The following is a 21403-nucleotide window of genomic DNA, read 5'->3' as shown; positions in this document are numbered from 1 at the left end:
CACGGGAACCCGGCGAGGGAGTACCGGAGGACAGACCATGCCAGAGCAGGCCCAAGGATTCACGCGACGCAAGGCGCTGATCGGCGCCGCACTCGGATCGGCCGCCGCCGCGCTGCCCGTCGCGGCCGCACCGGCGGCGGCCGACAGCCCGGCGGCGAACGGCACCGCGGCCGGCCCCCCGGGGCAGGCCGCGGACGCGCCGAGCGTCGAGGACCAGGCACTCGCCCTCGACCCGCCGGTGTTCCTCTTCGAGACCCGGATACCCGAGCACCTGCGCACCGGGCCCGGTTCGCGGGTGAGCATCAGCGCCGCCACCGCCCGGATCGGCCCGCACTCCCTGCGCTGGGACTACCGGCCGGGCGCCGAACTGGAGATCCGTACCCCGCTGCGCTACGCACCCGACGCGTATCGCGACGGCGACGACCAGGCGACCATGGGGACGGTCGACACCTTCGCCGTGTGGATCCACAACGACCGGGCCCTCGACGACGTGCTCCGGGTGGAGTTCGGGCGCGGCCGGCGCGCCGACGCGTGGTGCGAGATCCACCTCGGCTTCACCGGCTGGCGGACCGTGTGGATCCGCTACGGGTACGACCTGTCGGGAAAGCCGCGCGCGGGCATGGACACCCTGCGGTTCGTCGCGCCCCGGCGCTCCGGCGCGGGCACCTTCCACCTCGACCAGCTCATCGTCAACACCGAGCTGCGCCCCGACCACCCCACCCGTGACCGGCAGGTGCCGTTCGTCAACCGCGAGGGCGACCGGGCCGCCAACGCCCATTGGCTGGCCCTGCTCTCGTACGCCGACCGGCTCGCCGCGCACCCGCTGCCGGAACCCGAGCCCACAGCGGGGGAGAGCGCCTCGCTCGCCGAGGTGACCCGGCGCTATCACGCGGTCCTGCGCAAGTCCCTCACGGTGGACGACGCGGCGGTCGCGGCGCTGGCCGCCGCGACCGACGGCCTCGGTGTGCCGTACCCCGGTGAGCGGGTGCCGGGCCGGGCCGTCGACTCCTACCAGACGGAGATCTACCCGCCGCGGATCGCCGCCGCGCTCAACGCGTTCGTCGCCGGCAGCCCGCTGCGCCAGGTCACCGACCTGATGTACCAGATCGCCTGCGCGTACGACGCCGCGTCGCACGACGCGCACCGGACCCGGCTCACCGATCTGTACGTACGGATCCTGGACCACCTCCGCGAACAGGGCTGGGCGGCGGGGAGCTGCCAGGGCACGATCCACCACCTCGGCTACCAGTTCCGCGGTTTCTACGACTCCGTCCACCTGATCCGTGACGCCCTGGCCGAGCGGGGACTGCTGGACGGTGTCCGGGAGGACCTGGCCTGGTTCACCGGACTCGGCCGACTGCTCCAGGACTTCGGCGACGCCGAGTCCTACGGCGGCATCTTCGACATCCTCAACACCAACCTCCAGGGCATGCTCGGCACCGCCCTGCTCATGCCGACCCCGGCCGGGCAAGTGGCGCACCTGCACGCGCTGCGGCGCTGGCTGGACGCCGCCCTGACCGTCTCGCCCGGCATCATGGACGGCTTCAAGGCCGACGGCTCCGTCTTCCACCACCTGGGCATGTACCCGGACTACGCCCGCGACGGCTACAAGGGGTCGGCCCCGACCGTCGACATCCTCAGCGGCACCCCCTTCCGGGTGGGGGAGGCGGCACACGGCCGCTACAAGGACGCGTTGCTGCGGATGCGCGTCTACGCCAACGCCTCGGACTGGCCGCTGTCGCTGGCCGCCCGCCACCCCACCGGTCTGACCGCGCTCGCCCTGCCGCCCTACCAGTCGCTCACCACCGCCGGGTCGCCGGACGGCTCGCGGGAGCTGGACCCCGAGGTGGGCGCGGCGTTCCTGCGCCTGCTGCCCGCCAAGCCGAGTTCCGTGCAGAAGGCGCTGGCTCAGCGGTTGGCCGCCGCGGGCGTCACGGCGGAAGCCGCGCCGACGGGCAGTTGGGCGATGAACCACAGCGCGCTGGCCCTCCACCGACGCGACAACTGGCTGGTCGCGGTCCGCGGCCACAGCCGCTACCTGTGGAGCACCGAGATCTACGCCACCGACAACCTCTACGGGCGGTACACCACCTACGGCCAGATCCAGGTCCTCGGCCGCGGCGACCCGGTCGACAACCTGGCCAGCGGATTCCGGCAGCCCGGCTGGGACTGGAACCAGTGGCCGGGCACCACGGCCATCCGCCTGCCCTACGAAGAGCTGCGGTCCAACCTCGCGGGCGCGATCGAGCAGATGCCGCTCACCGAGTCGCGGTTCGGCGGCGCGGGCACCATCGACGACCGGCACGCCGTCTTCGCGATCGACCTGCGCGAACACCCCGTCTTCAACCCCTCGCACCGGGCACGCAAATCGGTGTTCCTCTTCGACGAGCGGGTCATCGCCCTCGGCTCCGGCATCCGCAACGACGACTCCGTCCACCCGACGCGGACCACGCTCTTCCAGTGCCACCTGGCCGAGCCCTCGGAACCGGTGATCCACAGCGCCCTGGGCGCGGTCGCCGACTTCCCCTACGCCGTCGACCGCACGCCGTCCGACCCGACGTGGCTGATCGACCCGGTCGGCAACGGCTACTGGATACCGCCGGGCCAGCGGCTCGCCCTGACCCGCGCCTCCCAGACCGCTCCCGACCAGAGCACGGGCACACCCGGTACCGCCGACTTCGCCACCGCGTGGCTCGACCACGGGAGCGCGCCGCGCGGCGGCCGTTACGCGTACGCCCTGATCGTGGACGCCACACCGGAGGACATGAGGGACTTCGCGGCGCGGATGGCCGACCCGACGATCGCGCCGTACTCGGTGCTGCGCCATGACGACGGCGCGCACGTCGTGCACGACCGGGCCACCGGGATCACCGCGTACGCCGTCTTCGAGCCGCAGCGCACCCTGGCGGCGGGCGGCCCGATCGCGGCGGTGGACACGCCCTCGCTGCTGCTCGCGCGCCCGGACTCGGGCGGCCTCGTGCTGTCCGTCACCGATCCGGACCTGCGCCTGTACGAGGGCCGGGACCGGGACCAGTACGACCGGAACGGCGCGTTCGTCGGCGTGCTCAGCCCCTTCTCCAGGCCCTGGCGGGACAGCCGGGGCGGCACCCACCGGCTGCGGCTGGTCCTGCGTGGCGCCTGGCGGACCGCCGAGCCCCACACCGAGGTCCGCACCGCCGTGCACGGCGGCCTGACCTCGGTGGACGTCCGGTGCCACCTCGGCCTGGGGGTACAGATCCGGCTGCGGTCCGCGTGAAGGCGCCGGGCGGCGGATGAGCGGGCGACGGAAAGGGCCGGTGCCGGGGTTTCCCCCCGGGCACCGGCCCTTCCGGGCGTCGGCGTCAGACGCTCTGCGCGGCGCCCACTCCGACCGGCTCTCCGGTCGCGGCCGAGGCGTACGACGCCAGGACGAGTTCCACGATGTGGCGGCCGTGTTCCGGGGTGACCCGGGGGGCGGCGCCGCCGACGGCCGCGACGAAGTCGGCGAGCTGCTCGCGGAAGGCGTCCGGGATGTCGGTACCACTTGGGGTGTGGATCTGCCGGGTGCGGCCGTCGATGCGCAGAAACGTTCCCGCCCGCGGGTCGGCGACCACCGAACCGCGTTCGCACACCACGGTCAGCTCGTCGACCTTGTGGGGCGGGTCGGAGATCACCGAGACACCGGCCAGCCCGCCGTTGGCGAGCCGCAGCGCGACGGTGCCGTCGGTCTCGACGGGCGCGCCGAACCGCTCGGTGACGGCGGCGGTCAGCGAGACCGCGGGCGCGCCGCCCAGCCAGACCGACCGGTCCAGGCAGTGGGCGCCGATGTTCATCAGCGCGCCGCCGCCCGCCAGTTCACGGGAGAAGAACCAGGGGGAGCGGGTGCCGGGCCGGTAGTCCGTGCTGCGGTAGTCGTGCACGGCCAGCGGCGCGCCCAGCACACCGTCGGCGATCGCCCGCTCGGCGGCGCACTTGTCGGGCAGGAAGTGCTGGATGTGCCCGACTGCCAGGGTGACCCCGGCCTGCGCGCAGGCCGCGGCCATCGCGTCGCAGTCGTCGAGGGTGGTGGCCATCGGCTTCTCCACCAGCACATGCAGGCCGTGCGCGGCGGCGTCCAGGACCATCCGGCTGTGGAGCGCGTGCGGGGTGTTGACGATGACCGCGTCGACCGAGCGGCAGGCGAGCAGGTCGCGGTAGTCGGTGAAGGTCGCGGCCCCGTGCGGCGCGGCGACCCGGCGGGCCGCCGATTCCTCCAGGTCACAGACAGCCGTCAGGCGGGTGTCCGCGATCCGGTCCGCGGCCAGGGCGTGCAGGTCCGCGACCGCGCCCGCGCCGATCAGTCCGATACGCATGGAACTCCTTGTCGGTGGGATTCAGGACATCTCGGGGAGCGGTCGCGGCTCCGCGCGGAGCGCGGCGGCCCCGCAGGAGGCGCGCACGACGATCCGCGGGCGGAGCAGCACTTGGTGCAGGGGACAGGCGTCGCCCTCGGAGAGCCGGCGCAGCAGCACCTCGGCCGCCATCCGGCCGACCCGGTACTTCGGCGGGGAGACCGCGGTGAGCGGCACCTCCGCTATGTCCGCGGTCTCGTCGTCGTACGAGACCAGGGCCAACTGCCCCGGGATCTGCGTGCCGTGACGTCGGGCGGCGGCCTCCAGCAAAATCGCCTCCCGGTCGCCGAAGACCAGGGCCGCGGTCGTCCTGGACTCCATCAGGTCGGCGATCATCCGGTCCGCCAGCGCGGCGGTCCACTGCGCCTTCTCGGCTTCGTGGCGGAAGCTCCCCGACAGCCCGAGGTCGTCCATCGCCCGCCGGAACCCCAGCGCGACGGCGACCCCGGTCGGATTGCGGCTGCGGGTGATCAGCGCGATCCGCTCGTGCCCCAGCCGGTGCAGATGCAGCACCGCGTCGTACGCGCCGCCCAGATGGTCGGAGCAGACGTGCTCGGTACGGTCACCGGGACCCGCGTCGATGAGCCGCCGCTCCAGCAGGACCGCGGGCACCGGCAGCGACATCAGCTCACCGGCCCGGACCCCGGGGTCCTCGATCCCGGTCAAGGTGGGCACCAGCAGCAGCCCGTCGACGCCGGACTCCAGCAGGAAGTCCAGGTCGCGGTCCTCCTCGGCGCGGTCGTAGTGGTACGTGGCGAGTTGCAGGCCGACACCGGCCGCGGACAGCGCCTCCTCGATGCCCTGGAGCACCCGGGGGTAGTACAGCTTGGTGTCGGGGACGAGCACGCCCACGGTCCGCCGGGTGCGCGGCGCCTGCTGCCGGGGACTCGCCACGAAGCTGCCCGAGCCCTGCCGTCGTACCACCAGACCCTCTTCGACCAGCAGGTCGAAGGCGCGCCGCACCGTGGTCAGCGACAGGCCGGTCTCCTGGGACAGCCCGCTCTCGGTCGGCAGCTTCGCGCCGGTGGGCCAGTCGCCGGCCAGGATGCCGCGGCGCAGTTCCGCCGCGAGCGACTGGAACTTGAGGTTGCGCGCGGCGGTGTCCCGCACCGAGCCGGTCCTGCGGCGGCTGCCACCGGAACGGGATGAATCGGCCATGTCGTCCCTCTGCTGGAGTGTCGCCGAGCGTGGTCCGCTCCGATTGTCGCGCCCGGCAGGAGAGCAATAAAGGACTAATCAGGGACGGCTTCATGACGGACCGGCGGACTTCTCCGGTGACGGCGGAGCATCCGCCGACTACCAAGCGGATTCGGGACGCAATACGTCTTGAATGCTCTCTTCCGCGCTCGTGACAGTGGGCCGCACAGAGCAGTCATCCACTGCCCTCATCCAGAGGCGGGAAGTATGGGCACGCATATCTCAGGTCATCGCTGGCAGCTCCCGGTCGCGCTGGGCGCCGTGGGCGTCCTCCTGTGCGCCGCGACGGCGTGCTCGGGCGCCACCTCCTCGTCGGGCTCGTCCCGGCAGTTCACCTACTGGTCGATGTGGAAGGAGGGCGAGCCGCAGCAGAAGGTGCTCGCCCTGGCCGTCACCGACTTCGAGAAGCAGACCGGGATCAAGGTCAAGGTCCAGTGGCAGGGGCGGAACAACCTGCAGAAGCTGGTGCCCGCGCTGAACACCAACAATGTGCCCGACCTGGTCGACGGTCCCTATGTGAAGCTCGTCCCCGCGCTGGTGGCCACCCAGCAGTCGCTCGGCCTGACCTCGGCCTTCGACACCGAGGTCGACGGCTCCACCGCGGGCAAGCTGATCCCGGCCAAGTACCTCAAGACCATCGACATCGACGACGCGGCGGGCCGGCCCTGGATGGTGCCGTACAGCATCACCTCCGACGCCGTCTGGTACGACGCCGCGGCCCACCCCGAGCTGAGACGCGACCCGCCCCGCACCTGGGACGAGTTCATCGCCCTGCTCGACCGGATCAAGAAGGACGGCCGGACCCCGCTCGCCGCGGACGGCGACGTGACCGGCTACAACGCCGCGTTCCTGTCCACCCTGATCGTCCGCAACCTCGGACCCGGCGGGCTCAAGAAGGTCGCCTCCGACCGGACCGGCAAGGCGTGGCTCGACCCGGCCGTGCTGGACGCCGCCAAGAAGGTCGAGCAACTCGTCCGCGGCGGCTACCTGATCGACGGCTACAAGGCGAGCAAGTGGCCCGCCGAGCAGCAGAAGTGGGCGAACGGCAAGGCCGAGCTGATGTTCAACGGCTCGTGGCTGCCCACCGAATCCGCCACCTACGCGGCCAAGGGCTTCGCGTACGCGGCCTTCCCCTTCCCGGTCACCGCCGCCGGTCACTCCAGCATGCGCGCCGACTTCGTGGGCTTCGCCGTACCGAAGAAGGCCGACGACGCCAAGGACGCGCAGCGGTTCGCCGCCTTCCTGCTCGGCAAGAAGTACCAGGACGCGATGGGCCGGCAGGCCAAGGTCATCCCGGTCCGCGCGGACGCGGCCACCTCGCCCGAGATGGCCGACGTGAAGAAGGCACTGGACCAGGCGGACTCCTTCCACCAGCAGAACGACGGCGTGGCCTTCCCCGGCTACAACGAGAAGCTGTTCTGGGCCAAGGACGACGAACTCTTCTTCGGCAAGATCTCCGCCGAGGAGTTCGTGCACCAGATGCAGGGGGCCCAGGCCACGTACTGGAAGGACCAGCCGCAGTGATCAGGACCGCACCGGCCGGTCCCGACACCGGCCCGGCCGCCGACTCCGCGACCGGCCAGGAGCCAGGACCGGTGCGGCCCGAGCGGGCGCGTCCGGGCGGCACCGCGGCGGGCGGAACGCTCGCCCGGCAGCGACGCCGGCTCTTCGTGCCGTTCGTCGGCCCGGCCCTGCTGCTCTACACCGTGGTCTTCGTGGCGCCGATCGGCGGCGCGGTCTGGATCAGCCTGCACAACTGGGCCGGCTCCGGGCCCATGACCTGGGCGGGACTGCGCAACTACACCCGGCTCCTCCACGACGACCTGTTCATGGAGTCGCTCGGCAACACCCTCAAGCTGCTCTTCCTCGTCGGCATCGCGGTCTTCGCGATCAGCTTCGCCCTGACCCTGATCCTGCGGGACATGGCGGGCCGCAAGGTCGTCCGGTCGATCATCTTCTTCCCGCACCTGGTCAACGCCCTGGTCTACGGAGTCCTGGTCGGATTCATCTTCAACCCCGACGGCCTGGCCAACTCCCTGCTCGCCCACCTCGGCATCCACTCCCCGCCGCAGTGGCTGTCCCAGGACAACATGTTCCCGCTCATCATGGTCACGATGACCTGGATGACGACCGGTTACTTCACCACCATCCTGATGGCCGGTGTCGACCGCATCCCGGTCAGTTACTACGAGGACTGCGCGCTGGCCGGCGCCGGCGCCCTCCAGCGGCTCCGCTACGTCGTCCTCCCGCTGACCTGGGACGTCTTCGGAGTCTGCGCGGTCCTGTGGACGATCTCCTCGGTGAAGATCTTCGAGATCGTCTGGATCTTCGGCGGCAGCAGCGGCAACGGCATCCCGCCCACCAAGACCTGGACCTCCGCCGTCTACACCTACGCCACCGCCTTCTCCGGCGACTCGGTGCCCTCCTACGGGGCGGCCACGGCGTCGGCGATCCTCTCGCTCCTGCTGGTCACCGTGCTCGTCGTGCTGTTGCGGCGCCTGATGCGCAGGGAAGCCGTCGAGTTCTGAAAGGCGCGTACCCCATGAGTTCCCTCTTGCAGGTCAGACGGCCGGCCGGGCCGCGCGGCCGGACACCGCTCGGCGGACGCAGTCCGCTGCGCACCGCGGGCGTGGCGGTGACCTGGCTGTTCGTCGCCGCCAACGTCGCCGGACTGGTCTGGTTGGTGCTCCAGTCGTTCCGCGACACCCGGTCCATCCTCTCCTCGCCGTGGGGTCTGCCGCACTCGCTGTCCGCGCACAATCTCGTGCACGCCTGGACGGTCAGCGGATTCGGGCGGGCGGCGTTCAACTCGGTGGTGGTCACCGGGATCTCCTCGGTGCTGACCGTCGCCGTCGCCGCGCCCGCCGGGTACTACCTGTCCCGGCAGGACACCCGACTGAGCCGCGGACTCACGCTGTTCTTCGTGCTCGGCCTCGGTGTGCCGGTGCAGGTGATCCTCATCCCGCTGTTCGTCATGCTCAACCGCGTCTACCTCACCGACAGCCTGCTCGGCCTCAATCTGGTCTACATCGGCGTCTCGCTGCCCTTCACCGTCTTCCTGCTGACCGGCTTCTTCCGTTCGCTGCCGAAGGAGTTGGAGGAGGCCGCGGCCCTGGACGGGGTCTCCCCGGCCGCCACCTTCTGGCGGATCATGCTGCCCGTCGCCCGCGGCGGCATCGTCACCGCGTTCGTTCTCCAGGTCATCGCGCACTGGAACGAGACGCTGCTCGCCCTGACCCTGCTCCAGTCCACCGACAACTACACGCTGCCGATCGCGCTGATCTCCTTCGTGCAGCAGCAGACGTACAGCGGCGCCGACTGGGGCGGCCTGTTCGCCGGGCTGTGCATCGTCGTCCTGCCCATGCTGGTCGTCTACATCTGGCTGGGACGGCGGCTCACCGAGGGTCTCACCCTGGGGATGGGCAAATGACACCGGGGGAGGACGGTTCCGTACGGCGCCCCAATCTCGTCCTGGTGATCGCCGACCAGTGGCGGGCCGGCTGCCTCGGCTTCCTGGGCGAGGACCCGGTCCGCACCCCGGCCCTCGACGAACTGGCCGAAAAATCCAGGGTGCTGACGCAGGCGGTGAGCAACTACCCGGTGTGCAGCCCCTGTCGGGCGATGCTGATGACCGGACGCTACCCGTACGGCAACGGCGTCCACCTCAACGTCAACTCCGCGACCGCCGAACTCGGCGTGGGGCTGCGGCCGGAAACACGGTGCTGGTCGGACGTCCTCGCCGACGAGGGGTACGCGCTCGGCTACATCGGCAAGTGGCATCTGGAGGCCCCGGTGCCGGCGGACGCGGCGGCCGGGGAAGGCGTCCGCGAGGACGGCCGGGTCTGGGACGCGTACACCGCGCCCGACCGCAGGCACGGCTTCGGCTTCTGGTACTCCCACGGCTGCTGCGACGACCACGCCCGGCCCCATTACTGGACCGGCGACGCGCCCCGCGAGGCCCCGGTCAGGGTCGACCAGTGGTCGGCCGAGCACGAGACCGATGTCGCCCTGTCCTTCCTCGACGGCGCGGCACGCGACTACCACCGCGGCGGCACGCCGTTCGCCCTCGTGCTGTCCTACAACCCGCCGCACCAGCCCTTCGACCAGGTGCCGCAGCGGTACCTGGACGGCTACTCGACACGGTCAGCGCGGGAACTGCTGACCCGGCCGAACGTCGACTGGGACCGTCCGGAGGCCGCCGAGGCCGCACGCGCCGCGCCCTCCTACTACGCCGCGGTCACCGGCGTGGACCACCAGATCGGCCGGGTGCTCGCCGCCCTGGACGAGCACCGGCTGACCGGCGACACATTCGTGGTGTTCACCTCGGACCACGGCATGCAACTGGGCAGCCACGGTCTGATGTACAAGAACGTGCCCTACGAGGAGTCGATGCGCGTGCCGTTCCTGGTCTCCCGGCCCGGCCACGTCCCGCCCGGCCGGGACGACCTGCTGCTGAGTTCGCCCGATGTCGCGCCCACCGTTCTGGGCCTGCTCGGCGTGGCGGACGCGATCGTCGAGGGCACGCAGGGGCGCGACCTGTCCGGGGCGCTGCTCGCACCGCCCGGCGACCGGGGCGCCGTACGGCCAGGGGCCGCGCTGTATCTGGGACCCGCGGCCGGACCCGGCGACCCCGACATCCGCGGCCTGCGCACCCGCACGCACAAGCTGGTGGCCGCGTACGCACCCGAAGGCACGGTCGCGGTACGGCTGTTCGACCTCGCGGCGGACCCCTACGAGCGCACGGACGTCGTCGCGGACCGGTCCGCCCAGGCGGTCGCCCTCGCGGCGGCGCTGACCGGCGAACTGGACCGCACCGGCGATCCGTGGCCGGGCCGGTCGGCCCTGGCGGCGTGGACGGCGCGAGCGCGGAAGCAGACGGAGGACCCCGGTCAGGCGTCCCGTGGCGCCGCGCGATGAAGGCCCCCGCCGGGGCAGAACGCCCCAACATCCTCGTGCTGCTGACCGACCAGCACGCGGCCCACATGCTCGGCTGCGCAGGCGCCGGTCATGTCGCGACACCGCACGTGGACCGCCTCGCCGCGCAGGGCACCCGTTTCGACCGTGCCTACACCACCTTCCCGCTGTGCGTCCCGGCGCGCGGCAGCCTGCTGACCGGGCGGTACCCGCACGAACTGGGCGTCAACGGCAATGCCCCGGCCTCCTCCGCCCCCGGCAGCGATCCGGGCCGTCGTCCCGACAGCCTCGGCCACCTGCTCAGGGCCGCCGGTTACGACACCCTCTACGCGGGCAAGCGGCACGCGCGGACTGCGAGCGCGACGCCCGAGGACGGCTTCACCGTGCTGCGCCCCTTCGGCGACGCCGGTCTGGCCGACGCCTGCGCGCGCTGGCTCACCTCCCGCGTGCCCGGCGACCGGCCCTTCGCCCTGGTCGCCTCCTTCGACGATCCGCACACCGTCTGCGAGTACGCCAGGGACCAGCCCATGCCGTACGGGGACGTGCCCGCGGTTCCGGTACGCCGAGCCCCGCCGCTCCCGTCGAACTTCGGCCGGCATCCCTACGAACCCGAGGCCGTCCGGCACGAACAGGCCGTCCAGGCCGCGGTGTACGGGACCGCCGGCTACACCCCCGACGACTGGCGGCGGTACCGTCACACCTACGCCCGCCTGGTCGAACGGGCCGACGCGGCACTGGGCACCGTGCTCGACGCGCTACACTCCACGGGCGCGGCCGACGACACCCTGGTGGTGTTCACCAGCGACCACGGCGACGGCGACGCGGCCCACGCGTGGAACCAGAAGACCGCGCTCTTCGAGGAAGCCGTCAGGGTCCCGCTCGTCATCCGGCCGCCGGGCGGTCGCGGCAGCGGCGGCGTGAGCGACGCGCTGGTCTCCGTCGGCCTGGACCTGCTGCCCACCCTGTGCGCCGCCGCGGGCGTCCCGGCCCCGCCCGGACTGCGTGGCAGGAACCTCCTGGCCGCCCCCGAAGCACCCTGCGGCCACGACCACATCGTGGTCGAGACCCTCTTCGAACGTCCGGACCCGCCCCTGACGCGCGGGCGCTCACTGATCACCGCACGCCACAAATACACGGTCTACAGCTGGGGCCGCTGGCGCGAACAACTCCACGATCTGCGCGCCGATCCGGGCGAGACCCGGAACCTGGCGGTGGAGGAGAGCCACGACGCCCTGCGCGAACGGCTGCGCGCGACGCTGCTCCAATGGTGCCTGGACACCGGGGACACGGACTTCCTCAAACGCCTCGTCCTCCCCGACGGCGTCGCGAGCCGGACCCGCGACCGCGTCTTCGCGATTCCCTACTGAGACCTCGCGCCCCGATCCGCCGCCGGCCCTCCGGGAAACGCCTCGCGCCGCTGGTCCAGCTCAATTGTGTGTCGTTTCAATCGGCGATGAACGTGTGTCAGGTGGTGCGGTCGCGCACCTTGGCACGGTCAAGCGCGTGCTGATCTTGTCCAAACTCTTGACATGAGACAGCCGTCACATCATTTTTGGAACGTTTCACCTCGTGGCGAGAGCCGCGAGGGCTTTCTCTTGCCACGAACTTGCCACGAAAGGCCCGTCGACATGACGCCTGCCAGACCAGTTGCCGGACTTCCCGCTCCACCCGCCGCGTCCGGAGGGCGACGCCTGATCGCTCTGCTCGCGGCGCTCGTCATGCTTGCCGTCGCCTTCCTGGCCGCCGACCCGGCGGCCGCCGCGGCGCAGGGGAACGGCCTCACGGTCGGCGCTCTTCAGACGAATGCCCGGACCAACCCGCTCGGCATCGCGGGCGACGCCCCGACGTTCAGTTGGAAGTCGACGTCGAGCGCCCGTGGCGTGGTGCAGACGGCGTACGAGGTCCGGGTCGGCACCAGCGCTGCCGCCGACGACGTGTGGTCCTCGGGGAAGGTCGCGTCGAGCGACCAGCTCGATGTGCGGTACGGCGGGCCGAAGCTGACCTCGCAGACCCGCTACTACTGGCAGGCCAGGGTCTGGGACGGAGACGGCCGGGCCAGCGACTGGAGCGCTCCCGGCTGGTTCGAGACCGGCATCCTCGACGCGGCCGAGTGGACCGGCGACTGGATCGGCAAGTCCGCCGGCGGTGAGATCGACAAGTGGAACGACTACACCACGGACATCGACTTCACCCTCGACAACCTGGCGCTGGGCGTCTACCTGCGCGCGTCGGACACCGGCAACGCGTACATGTGGCAGATCAGCACCGCGGACGGGACCGGAGTCCCGAAGTTCCGGCCGCACAAGAAGGTCAACGGCGGCTTCTCCCTGCTCGGGAACATCCCGATCACGACGCTGACGTCCGCCCAACTGCTCACCGGCACGCACCGCCTGTCGCTCACCGTGGACGGCCCGACGATCACCACGAAGCTCGACGGCGCCCAGATCGACAGCCGGACCGACACCACCTTCGCCAAGGGCTTCATCGGTTTCCGCCAGGACCTCGCCAACGAGGGACCGGAGGCCGCGCACATCCACGCCGTCAAGGTCACCTCGAAGGCCGGTGACGTACTGTTCCGGACCGACTTCTCCGGGACCGAGAACCCGTTCACCGGCGGCGCCCTGACGCCGGACGGGCTGCTCGTGGAGAAGAAGCTCGACGTGATCCTGCGGACCAGCGACAGCAATCTGCCGCTGCTGCGCAAGGAGTTCACCACCGAACCCGGCAAGACGGTCGCGCGGGCCCGGGTGTACGCCTCGGCGCACGGCACCTACGAGCTGGAGCTCAACGGCAAGAAGGTCGGCGACCAGTTCCTGGCCCCCGGCGACACCGACTACCGCAAGCGCGTCCAGTACCAGACCTATGACATCACCGACCAGGTCGGCAACGGCCGGAACGCGATCGGCGCGGAGCTCGGTGACGGCTGGTGGGCCGGCAAGGTCGGCATGTGGGGCCCCGGCATGTTCGGCAACTCCGTCGGCCTGATCGCGCAGGTGCGCATCGACTACACCGACGGAACGCACCAGATCGTCAAGACCGACAGCACGTGGAAGAGCCACTCGGGTCCCTACGCGGCCGCCGACAACATCGACGGCGAGACGTACGACGCGCGGGCCGAACAGCCCGGCTGGGACCGCCCCGACTACGACGACGCGGCGTGGAACCCCGTCACGATCGGCGCCTCCGACACCGCCAAGCTCGTGGCCCAGCCCGATGAGCCCGTGCGCGTGACCGGCGAGCTTCCGGCGCTGACGCGGACCAGTCCCGCCGCCGACACGTACATCTACGACCTCGGCCAGAACATGGTCGGCGTCGCCCGGATGCGCCTCCAGGGTGTCGCGGGACAGACCGTCAAGATCCGCTACGGCGAGGTCCTGAACAAGGACGGGAGCCTCTACACCGCCAACCTCCGCGCGGCGAAGGTCACCGACTACTACACGTTCAGCGCGACCGGCACGGTCGTCTACGAACCGAAGTTCACCCAGCACGGCTACCGCTACCTCGAGATCTCCCACATCAAGAGCGCACCCGCGCTCGGCGACGTCACCGGCGTCGTCTGGGGCTCCGACCTCAAGGCGACCGGAACGCTGACGACCTCCAACGCGATGCTCAACCAGCTCCAGAGCAACATCTCGTGGGGACAGCGCGGCAACTTCCTGTCGATCCCGACCGACACCCCGGCCCGTGACGAGCGCCTCGGCTGGACCGGAGACATCAACGTCTTCGCGCCGACCGCGAGTTATCTGCGCGACACCCGCGCCTTCCTCAACAAGTGGACGACCGACCTGCGGGACTCCGCCTACAGCGACGGCAACTACCCGGGCATCGCGCCGTCGGTGCCGACGATCGACCTCGGCAGCGGCCTCGGCTGGTCCGACTCGGCCGTCACGGTGCCGTACGCGGTGTGGCACGCGCAGGGCGACAACGCCATCGTGCGGGCCAACTACGCCTCGATGGCGAAGTTCCTGGGCTTCGTGAAGAAGGGCGCGGGCGACGACCTCATCGACTCGGCGCGCGGCAACTGGAACGACTGGCTCAACCTCGACGACAACACCGGCACGGACGTCCTCGGCACCGCGTACTACGCCGAAGACGCGCGCATGCTCTCGGAGATGGCCAAGGCGATCGGTGAGGACGCCGACGCGGCGACCTACGCCAAGCTGTCCGCCGATGTGCGCGCCGCGTTCACCGCGAAGCTCGTGGCGGCCGACGGCACCGTCCAGGGCGGCAGCCAGACGGCGTACGCCATGGCGCTCGGCATGAGCCTCGTGACCGATCCCGCGCTGCGCGCGAAGGTCGCCGAGAAGTTCGTCGCCAAGCTCAAGACCACCGACTACCACCTCACGACCGGCTTCCTCGGAACGCCGTGGCTGCTCCCCGCGCTCACCAGCATCGGGCGCTCCGACCTGGCCTACACGATGATCCTGAAGAAGGACTACCCGTCGTGGGGCTACGAGATCGAGCACGGCGCCACCACGATGTGGGAGCGCTGGAACTCCATCAACCCCGACGGCAGCTTCGGCGATGTCAGCATGAACTCCTTCAACCACTACGCCTACGGCGCGGTCGGTGACTGGATGTACCAGAACATCGGCGGCATCTCGGCGCTCAAGGCCGGTTACAAGGAGTCGAGGATCGCCCCGGCCGTGGGCGGCGACCTGACCAGCGGTCAGGGCACCTACGAGTCCGTGTACGGCACGATCGGGTCGAGCTGGAAGAAGACCGACCAGGGAATGTCCCTGGACATCACGGTCCCGGTCAACACGACCTCGCGCGTCAGCGTCCCGGCCCGCAACATCGAGGCCGTGACCGAGGGCGGCACGCCGATCACGAAGGCCGAGGGCGTCAGCGACGTCTCGGTGGCCGACGGCGTCGTCACCTTCACCGTCGGCTCGGGTGCGTACGCGATCCACTCCGACGCCAAGCGCGCCCTGTTCGGCGACATCGTCACCGAGATCCACAAGACCGACGCGCACGCCGGTGACCTGGCGGCGGCGGGCGACCTCGGCGCGGACGACCGCGCCCGTGTCGGCGCCGCGCTCGACACCGCGAGCGGCAAGGTCGAGGACGCCGTCGCGGCGGACGTCGCGGGCGACTCCGGTCAGGCGTCGCAGCGTCTGAGCGAGGGCGTCGCGCCGATCCGTACCCTCAGGACCTGGCTGGCCGGCTCGTCGGTCGACGGACCGGTCAAGAACGACCTGACGGCGCGCCTGGACGCGATCGAGGCGCTGTTCGGCAAGGCGGTCGCCGCGAATCTCGGAATCTCGGTGGTCGTCCCGCCCGTCGCCGAGCCCGGCGGCCCCGGCGCGAACATCCCCGGAACGGTCGAGATCGCGAACGCCGGTACGGCCGCGATCCGCGACCTGAAGGCCGTCGTGACGGTCGACGACTGGAATGTCGACCCCACCGCTTCGGCCAAGGACACGCTGGGAGCGGGCGACCGCGTCCAACTGCCGTTCACGGTCCGCGTGCCGAAGCACCAGAAGCCCGGCACGTACAACGCGTCGGTCAAGCTGACCTTCACCAGCCAGTACGGCACCTTCACCCTGAACGACTCGACGCCGTGGGTCTCGGTGACGTCGGGCGTCGAGATCACCACCGTGACGTCGGCCGGTCCGGTCGACGGCTCGGACGAGAAGGCGACCCTGACCGCGACGGTCAGGAACAACGGCGGCTCGGCGGTGTCGGGCCAGCTCACGGCGGCCGTGCCGGACGGGTGGAAGACCCCGCCCGCCTCCGACCGGGTCACGATCGAGCCCGGGGCGACCAAGACCGTCGTCCTGCCGCTGTTCCCCGGACTGGAGACCGTCGCGGGTGACCAGGCCGCCGAGGTCGACTTCGTAGACCAGGGTGTGACGCTCGCCGACAAGGCCGCGAAGATCACGGTCAACCTCCCGGCGCCGCCGACCCAGGAAGTCCTCGACTACATCGACTTCGGCAACGCGGCCTCGGAGAAGGCCCACGCGATCATGGCCGCACCGGCCAGCGGGACGAACACCGAAGCCGGTTTCGACCGACGCTACGCGAACTCGGCCAACCCGGGCTCGTGGTACTCGGCCGTGGCGCACGTGACGCCGGGCAAGCCGTTCATGCTCCGCAACCGGGAGACGTTCGACGGCGCCAGGACGAAGAAGTACAACATCTACGTCAACGACACCCTGGTGAAGACGTACACGCTCAAGCGCACCGAGACCGGTATGGGCACGAAGACCTACCAGACGGTCATCGACACCCCCGCCGCGCTCGCCAACGACGGCACCGTACGCATCAAGTACGAGTTCCCGCTCGACGCCTCGGGCTACTTCGACCCGTCGATCGCCGACAGCTGGGTGCTGCCGGTGCCCGCCGACAGCCTGGCTCCGCTGGCCTCCGCGACGGTGACCAGTGCCGCCGCGCCCGGCGACAACGGCTGGTACCGGGGCGACGCCTCGGTGGCCGTCACCGCCGTCGACAACCGGGACGCCGCTCCCACGGTCGAGGTCGGCGGGTCCGCCGGCTGGCAGGCGTACGTCGCTCCCGTCCTGGTCAGCGGGGACGGCAAGCACGCGGTCTCCTACCGGGCGAAGGACGCGGCCGGCAACTCCACCGGTCAGCGGACGGCGTCGGTGTGGATCGACGGGACCGCTCCCGTCACCAAGGTCGCGGTGACCCGCAAGTCCGGGACGGCGGAGGCGGACCGGGCCACGGTCGGCCTCACCGCCCAGGACGCGCTCAGCGGCGTCGCGTCGACGACCTACCGGATCGACGGGAGCGCCTGGAAGGTGCTGGCCGGGGAGACCCCCTCGGTCAAGGGATTCGGCCGGCACACGGTCGACTTCTTCTCCACCGATGTGGCCGGCAACCCTGAGCCGGTGCACTCGGTGGTGGTCGACCTGGCGGACGTGGACACCATCAAGGCCCTGGTCGCGCCCCAGATCGGCGGGACGCCGAAGTACGGTTCGGCGCTGACCGCGACCACCGGTTCGTGGAACACCACGGGCCTGTCCTTCCGCTACCAGTGGCGGCGCGACGGCCGGCTGATCGGCGGCGCGACCGCGTCGGCCTACCGGCCGGTCAAGGCCGACATCGGGCACCGGCTGTCGGTGACGGTGACCGCGTCCAAGTCGGGCAAGGCATCCGCGTCGTCGACCTCGCCGCAGACCGCCAAGGTCACCGCGGCGAAGTCGCGGGTCGCCGTCGGGCTCTCCGCGACATCGCTGAAGAAGAACCAGTCGGTGACGCTCAAGGTCACGGTCTCGTCCACGGCGGGCACGCCCGGCGGGAACGTAGTGGTCTACGAGAACGGGCGCCGGGTCAAGACCCTCAAACTCACGGCCCGAGGCACCGCCTCGGCTTCGCTGAAGATGACCACCCGGGGCCTGCGCACCCTGAAGGTGGTCTACGTCGGCAACTCGTCGATCGAGGGCTCCTCCACCCAGACGCACATCCGCGTGCGCTGACCCGCCGTCGGCCACCGGCCGACCAACCCCCATGAAGACCGCCCCGCGCCCACGGCCCGCCACCTCAGCTCTGGCACCGGCCGTCGGCGCGGGGCACTCTTGTGCGCCGGTCCGACCCCAGGCCAGGCGTCAGGGCGCCAGCTCATCCCGACGACCTCGACGGGCGGCGCCGACCGCTCAGGCGCGCAGGCCCATCTCGGTGGAGAGCTTCGCCAGGGCGTCCAGGCGGCGTTCCAGGCTGGGGTGGGTGGAGAAGACCGAGGCGAGGGCCGAGCCCTCCTTCAGGGCCGGGGTGAAGAAGAAGGCGTTGAAGGCCCGGACGGTGCGCAGGTCCTCGGTGGGGATACGGGCGATGGTGCCGCTCACCTTGACCAGCGCGGACGCCAGTTCGGAGGGGCGTCCGGTCAGTTCGGCCGCGCTGCGGTCGGCCGCCAGCTCGCGGTACCGGGACAGCGCCCGGATCAGCAGGAAGCTCAGCCCGTACACGACCACGGACACCGCCATGATCATCGCGAGCAGCGCCGCGGTGTTCTGGTCGCGGCGGCCCCGCCCGAACAGTTCCGAGTAGAAGACGAAGCGCACCAGCAGCCCCGCGAGCACACCAAGGAAGGAGGCGATGGTGATCACCGCGACATCCCGGTGGGCGACGTGGGACAGCTCGTGGGCGAGCACGCCGTCCAGCTCGCCCGGTTCCAGGCGCCGCAGCAGGCCGGTCGTCACGCAGATCACGGCGTGGTCGGCGTTGCGGCCGGTGGCGAAGGCGTTCGGCAGGTCCATCTCGGAGACGGCCACCAGCGGCTTCGGCATGTCGGCCAGGGCGCACAGCCGGTCGACCGCGCCGTGCAGTTCGGGCTGCTCCTGCGGGGTGACCTCATGGGCCCGCATCGCGAACAGCGCGATCCGGTCGGAGAACCAGTACTGCGCCGCCAGCACGCCGGCCGCGATGACCACCACGACCACCACGGACTTCAGCAGCGCGACCAGCACGGCGATGAAGGCCACGAACACCAGGCCCAGCAGGAACATCACCGTCACCATGCGGACCGTGAGCCGCCAGTCGGGCGCGAACCGGGAGCGCACCACCGCTCACCACCTCATCTCAAGCGGGCCGGACCCGGCCCGCCGACCCGCCGTGTGCGGCGGTCGGCCGCCGTGGTCCACTACCTCCCAGTATGCTCCGCGAGGTCGCCCGCGAGACGGTGCCGGGCAGCCGGGCCCCGGCCCCGGGGGGTGCCCGTCGGCGCAGGTCAGCGCGCTCCGGACCCGGACCCGGCTGCGGACTCGGACCCGGCTGCGGGCTCGGGCTTGGCTGCGGGCCCGGGCTCGGAACCGTTCCGGTGGACGGTGAGGATCGACAGCAGGTCCGCGACGGTCGGGCCCATGTCGGCGGGGTGGCGCAACACCGTGCCGGCCGGGATCTCGTAGAGGTTGGAGCGTCCGACCCGGGTGTGCGTGAGATACCCCTCGCTCTCCAGGTCGGCGATGATCTTCTGTACGGCGCGCTCGGTGAGCAGGCAGCGCGCCGCTATGTCCCGCACCCGGCTCCCGGGGTCGCGGGCGATGACGGCCAGGACACGTGCGTGATTGGTCAGGAACGTCCATCCGGTGGCGGGGCGCGGCTCAGAATCGTCCATCGCCCTATCGTAGGATCTCCGATTCACGATCCGCAAAGCATGAACACAGATTCACGTTTTGCTTGACGCCTCTGCTGCCCGCCCACAAACTTGGTGTGGCCACCGGATCGGGAAGGCGAGGGCCCTCGACATGTCCGAATGGGATCGCGGACTCTCCGCGCACGACGACGACGCAGGCGCGGCGGTCCACACCTCCCGGATGATCACCCATCCGACCGACGCCCTGGCCGTACGGGTGAGCCAGCGCGCCGGCCACACGGTCGTCACTGTCAGCGGCGAGATCGACTTCACCGGCGCGGACACCTTCGCCCGCGTCCTCATCGACCATCTGCTGTGCGAGAGCGACAGCCTGAGCCTGGAACTGAGCGGCGTCGCCTTCTTCGACTGCGGCGGGCTCAACGCGCTGCTCCGGGCCCGGCGCGTGGCCGAGTGCACCGGAGCGGTACTCCGGCTGACCGCCGTCAGCCCGGCCGTCCAGCGGGTGCTGGGCCTGACCGGCGCCGACGGGCTCTTCGACTACGCCGAGGGCGAGGGGCCGCCGCCGGATCCGGGCCGCCCGCCGGAAGCGGTCCGTTCCGCCGGCGAAAGGCCGCTCCGTATGACGCGGGCGGAGACGTCATTGCCCGGATGGCAGGCCCCCACCCACGAGGATGGGGGCCATGCACCCACTCCTGCACGCGTTGTCCATCACCGGGTCGATGACGTGGGAGATCACGTGGGCGCTGATCCTGGGATTCGCGTTGTCCGCGGTGGTCCAGGCGGTCGTGCGCAAGTCCACGGTCGTACGACTGCTCGGTGACGACCGGCCGCGTACGCTCCTGCGGGCCTCGGCGCTCGGGGCGGCATCGTCGTCGTGTTCGTACGCGGCCGTCGCGCTGGCACGCTCGCTCTTCCGCAAGGGCGCGGACTTCACCGCGGCCATGGCCTTCGAGATCGCCTCCACGAATCTGGTGGTCGAGCTCGGCGTGATCCTCGCCCTCTTGATGGGCTGGCAGTTCACCGCCGCCGAATTCACCGGCGGCCCGGTCATGATCCTGGTACTCGCGGTCGTCTTCCGGCTCACCCTGCGCGAGCCGCTGGTGCGGCAGGCCCGTGAACAGGCCGGGCGCGGGCTGGCGGGTTCGATGGAGGGGCACGCGGCGATGGACATGTCCGTGCGGCGGCAGGGCTCCTTCGCCCGGCGGCTGCTGTCCGGCGCGGGCCTCACCTCCGTGGCGCACGTCTTCGTCATGGAATGGGCGGCGATCGCGCGCGACCTGGCGATCGGTCTGTTCGTCGCGGGGGCCGTCGCGGCCTGGGTACCCGACGCCTTCTGGGGCGCGTTCTTCTTCGACGGCCACCCGCTGGCGTCCAAGCTGTGGGGCCCGCTGATCGGTCCCGTGGTGGCGTTGCTGTCCTTCGTCTGCTCGATCGGGAACGTGCCGCTGGCGGTGGTGCTGTGGAAGGGCGGCGTCAGCTTCGGCGGGGTCGTGGCCTTCCTCTTCGCCGACCTGCTGATCCTGCCCGTCCTGAACATCTACCGCCGGTACTACGGCGCCCGCATGGCGCTGTACCTGCTCGGCGCCTTCTACGCGGCCATGGTCGTCGCCGGATACGCCGTCGAGTTCGTCTTCGGCGGGCTCGGCCTGATTCCCGATCAGGCCGACGCGAGGATTCCCACCGCCGGGATCTCCTGGGACTACACGACCTGGCTCAACATCGTCTTCCTCCTGGTCGGCGCCGCGCTGGTGATCCGCTTCTGGCGGACCGGCGGAATCCCCATGCTCCGCATGATGGGAGGGGCGCCCGAGGGCCCGGACGGTCAGGGCGGCGTCCGGGGACACGACGGCGGACCAGCCCGCTGACGCCG

Annotated in this window: 13 protein-coding genes; 9 read left to right on the top strand and 4 right to left on the bottom strand. The window is 71.0% G+C overall.

The genetic code is table 11. From position 1 onward, the window contains the following. Positions 1 to 37: 37 nt before the first annotated feature. Positions 38 to 3256 carry a chondroitinase family polysaccharide lyase gene (locus ACIOC1_RS15550; RefSeq protein WP_401854610.1) on the top strand — a complete coding sequence of 1073 codons (3219 nt, stop codon included), beginning with the start codon at positions 38 to 40 and terminating at the stop codon, positions 3254 to 3256. A gap of 85 nt (positions 3257 to 3341) precedes the next feature. Here ACIOC1_RS15550 and ACIOC1_RS15545 read toward each other — a convergent pair whose 3' ends face one another. After that, positions 3342 to 4331, bottom strand: a complete 990-nt coding sequence (locus ACIOC1_RS15545; RefSeq protein WP_355335262.1) for a Gfo/Idh/MocA family oxidoreductase — start codon at positions 4329 to 4331, stop codon at positions 3342 to 3344. A gap of 21 nt (positions 4332 to 4352) precedes the next feature. Continuing rightward, positions 4353 to 5528, bottom strand: a complete 1176-nt coding sequence (locus ACIOC1_RS15540) for a substrate-binding domain-containing protein (protein WP_355335259.1) — start codon at positions 5526 to 5528, stop codon at positions 4353 to 4355. A 246-nt stretch (positions 5529 to 5774) separates the two neighbouring features. Between ACIOC1_RS15540 and ACIOC1_RS15535 the strand changes: the two genes are divergently transcribed. From ACIOC1_RS15535 to ACIOC1_RS15510, 6 genes are all read left to right on the top strand, one after another. Next, complete coding sequence (locus ACIOC1_RS15535; RefSeq protein ID WP_401720134.1) at positions 5775 to 7091, top strand: ABC transporter substrate-binding protein; 1317 nt, start codon at positions 5775 to 5777, stop codon at positions 7089 to 7091. After that, the gene (locus ACIOC1_RS15530; RefSeq protein ID WP_391162796.1) at positions 7088 to 8095 is read left to right on the top strand and encodes an ABC transporter permease subunit; all 1008 of its coding nucleotides are present in this window, start codon (positions 7088 to 7090) and stop codon (positions 8093 to 8095) included. The genes ACIOC1_RS15535 and ACIOC1_RS15530 overlap by 4 nt, the downstream gene beginning before the upstream one ends. A 14-nt stretch (positions 8096 to 8109) precedes the next feature. Further along, on the top strand, positions 8110 to 8997 hold the full coding sequence (locus tag ACIOC1_RS15525) for a carbohydrate ABC transporter permease (protein ID WP_401854606.1): 888 nt from the start codon (positions 8110 to 8112) through the stop codon (positions 8995 to 8997). Next, the gene (locus tag ACIOC1_RS15520; protein ID WP_401854603.1) at positions 8994 to 10484 is read left to right on the top strand and encodes a sulfatase; all 1491 of its coding nucleotides are present in this window, start codon (positions 8994 to 8996) and stop codon (positions 10482 to 10484) included. Before ACIOC1_RS15525 ends, ACIOC1_RS15520 begins: the two co-directional genes overlap by 4 nt. Continuing rightward, positions 10481 to 11848 carry a sulfatase gene (locus ACIOC1_RS15515; RefSeq protein ID WP_401854600.1) on the top strand — a complete coding sequence of 456 codons (1368 nt, stop codon included), beginning with the start codon at positions 10481 to 10483 and terminating at the stop codon, positions 11846 to 11848. The genes ACIOC1_RS15520 and ACIOC1_RS15515 overlap by 4 nt, the downstream gene beginning before the upstream one ends. Before the next feature lie 351 nt (positions 11849 to 12199). Beyond that, positions 12200 to 17920 carry a family 78 glycoside hydrolase catalytic domain gene (locus tag ACIOC1_RS15510; protein ID WP_401854598.1) on the top strand — a complete coding sequence of 1907 codons (5721 nt, stop codon included), beginning with the start codon at positions 12200 to 12202 and terminating at the stop codon, positions 17918 to 17920. A 177-nt stretch (positions 17921 to 18097) separates the two neighbouring features. Here the strand turns inward: ACIOC1_RS15510 and htpX are convergent, their stop codons facing one another. Next, positions 18098 to 19000, bottom strand: a complete 903-nt coding sequence (htpX, locus tag ACIOC1_RS15505; RefSeq protein WP_401854902.1) for a zinc metalloprotease HtpX — start codon at positions 18998 to 19000, stop codon at positions 18098 to 18100. A 167-nt stretch (positions 19001 to 19167) separates the two neighbouring features. Continuing rightward, entirely contained in the window at positions 19168 to 19554 is a 387-nt protein-coding gene (locus tag ACIOC1_RS15500) for a helix-turn-helix domain-containing protein (RefSeq protein ID WP_355335244.1), read from the bottom strand. 130 nt (positions 19555 to 19684) lie between these two features. Here ACIOC1_RS15500 and ACIOC1_RS15495 point away from each other — a divergent pair, with 130 nt between their 5' ends. Both ACIOC1_RS15495 and ACIOC1_RS15490 read left to right on the top strand, forming a co-directional pair. Then, positions 19685 to 20353, top strand: a complete 669-nt coding sequence (locus ACIOC1_RS15495) for an STAS domain-containing protein (protein WP_401720154.1) — start codon at positions 19685 to 19687, stop codon at positions 20351 to 20353. Beyond that, positions 20253 to 21398 carry a permease gene (locus ACIOC1_RS15490; protein ID WP_401854595.1) on the top strand — a complete coding sequence of 382 codons (1146 nt, stop codon included), beginning with the start codon at positions 20253 to 20255 and terminating at the stop codon, positions 21396 to 21398. Before ACIOC1_RS15495 ends, ACIOC1_RS15490 begins: the two co-directional genes overlap by 101 nt. The last annotated feature ends 5 nt before the right edge of the window (positions 21399 to 21403 follow it).

This window comes from Streptomyces sp. NPDC088197 (assembly GCF_044741185.1).
In the GTDB taxonomy this organism is placed as follows: Bacteria; Actinomycetota; Actinomycetes; order Streptomycetales; family Streptomycetaceae; genus Actinacidiphila.
The sequence above is the reverse complement of the archived record's forward strand: the minus strand, read 5'-3'. Positions and strand labels throughout refer to the sequence as shown.

Bases quoted from the DNA above. Each gene is read 5' to 3' on its own strand.
- ACIOC1_RS15550 (WP_401854610.1), top strand. From the start codon at position 38: ATGCCAGAGCAGGCCCAAGGATTCACGCGACGCAAGGCGCTGATCGGC.
- ACIOC1_RS15545 (WP_355335262.1), bottom strand. From the start codon at position 4,331: ATGCGTATCGGACTGATCGGCGCGGGCGCGGTCGCGGACCTGCACGCC.
- ACIOC1_RS15540 (WP_355335259.1), bottom strand. From the start codon at position 5,528: ATGGCCGATTCATCCCGTTCCGGTGGCAGCCGCCGCAGGACCGGCTCG.
- ACIOC1_RS15535 (WP_401720134.1), top strand. From the start codon at position 5,775: ATGGGCACGCATATCTCAGGTCATCGCTGGCAGCTCCCGGTCGCGCTG.
- ACIOC1_RS15525 (WP_401854606.1), top strand. From the start codon at position 8,110: ATGAGTTCCCTCTTGCAGGTCAGACGGCCGGCCGGGCCGCGCGGCCGG.
- ACIOC1_RS15520 (WP_401854603.1), top strand. From the start codon at position 8,994: ATGACACCGGGGGAGGACGGTTCCGTACGGCGCCCCAATCTCGTCCTG.
- ACIOC1_RS15515 (WP_401854600.1), top strand. From the start codon at position 10,481: ATGAAGGCCCCCGCCGGGGCAGAACGCCCCAACATCCTCGTGCTGCTG.
- ACIOC1_RS15510 (WP_401854598.1), top strand. From the start codon at position 12,200: ATGCTTGCCGTCGCCTTCCTGGCCGCCGACCCGGCGGCCGCCGCGGCG.
- ACIOC1_RS15500 (WP_355335244.1), bottom strand. From the start codon at position 19,554: ATGGACGATTCTGAGCCGCGCCCCGCCACCGGATGGACGTTCCTGACC.
- ACIOC1_RS15495 (WP_401720154.1), top strand. From the start codon at position 19,685: ATGTCCGAATGGGATCGCGGACTCTCCGCGCACGACGACGACGCAGGC.
- ACIOC1_RS15490 (WP_401854595.1), top strand. From the start codon at position 20,253: ATGACGTGGGAGATCACGTGGGCGCTGATCCTGGGATTCGCGTTGTCC.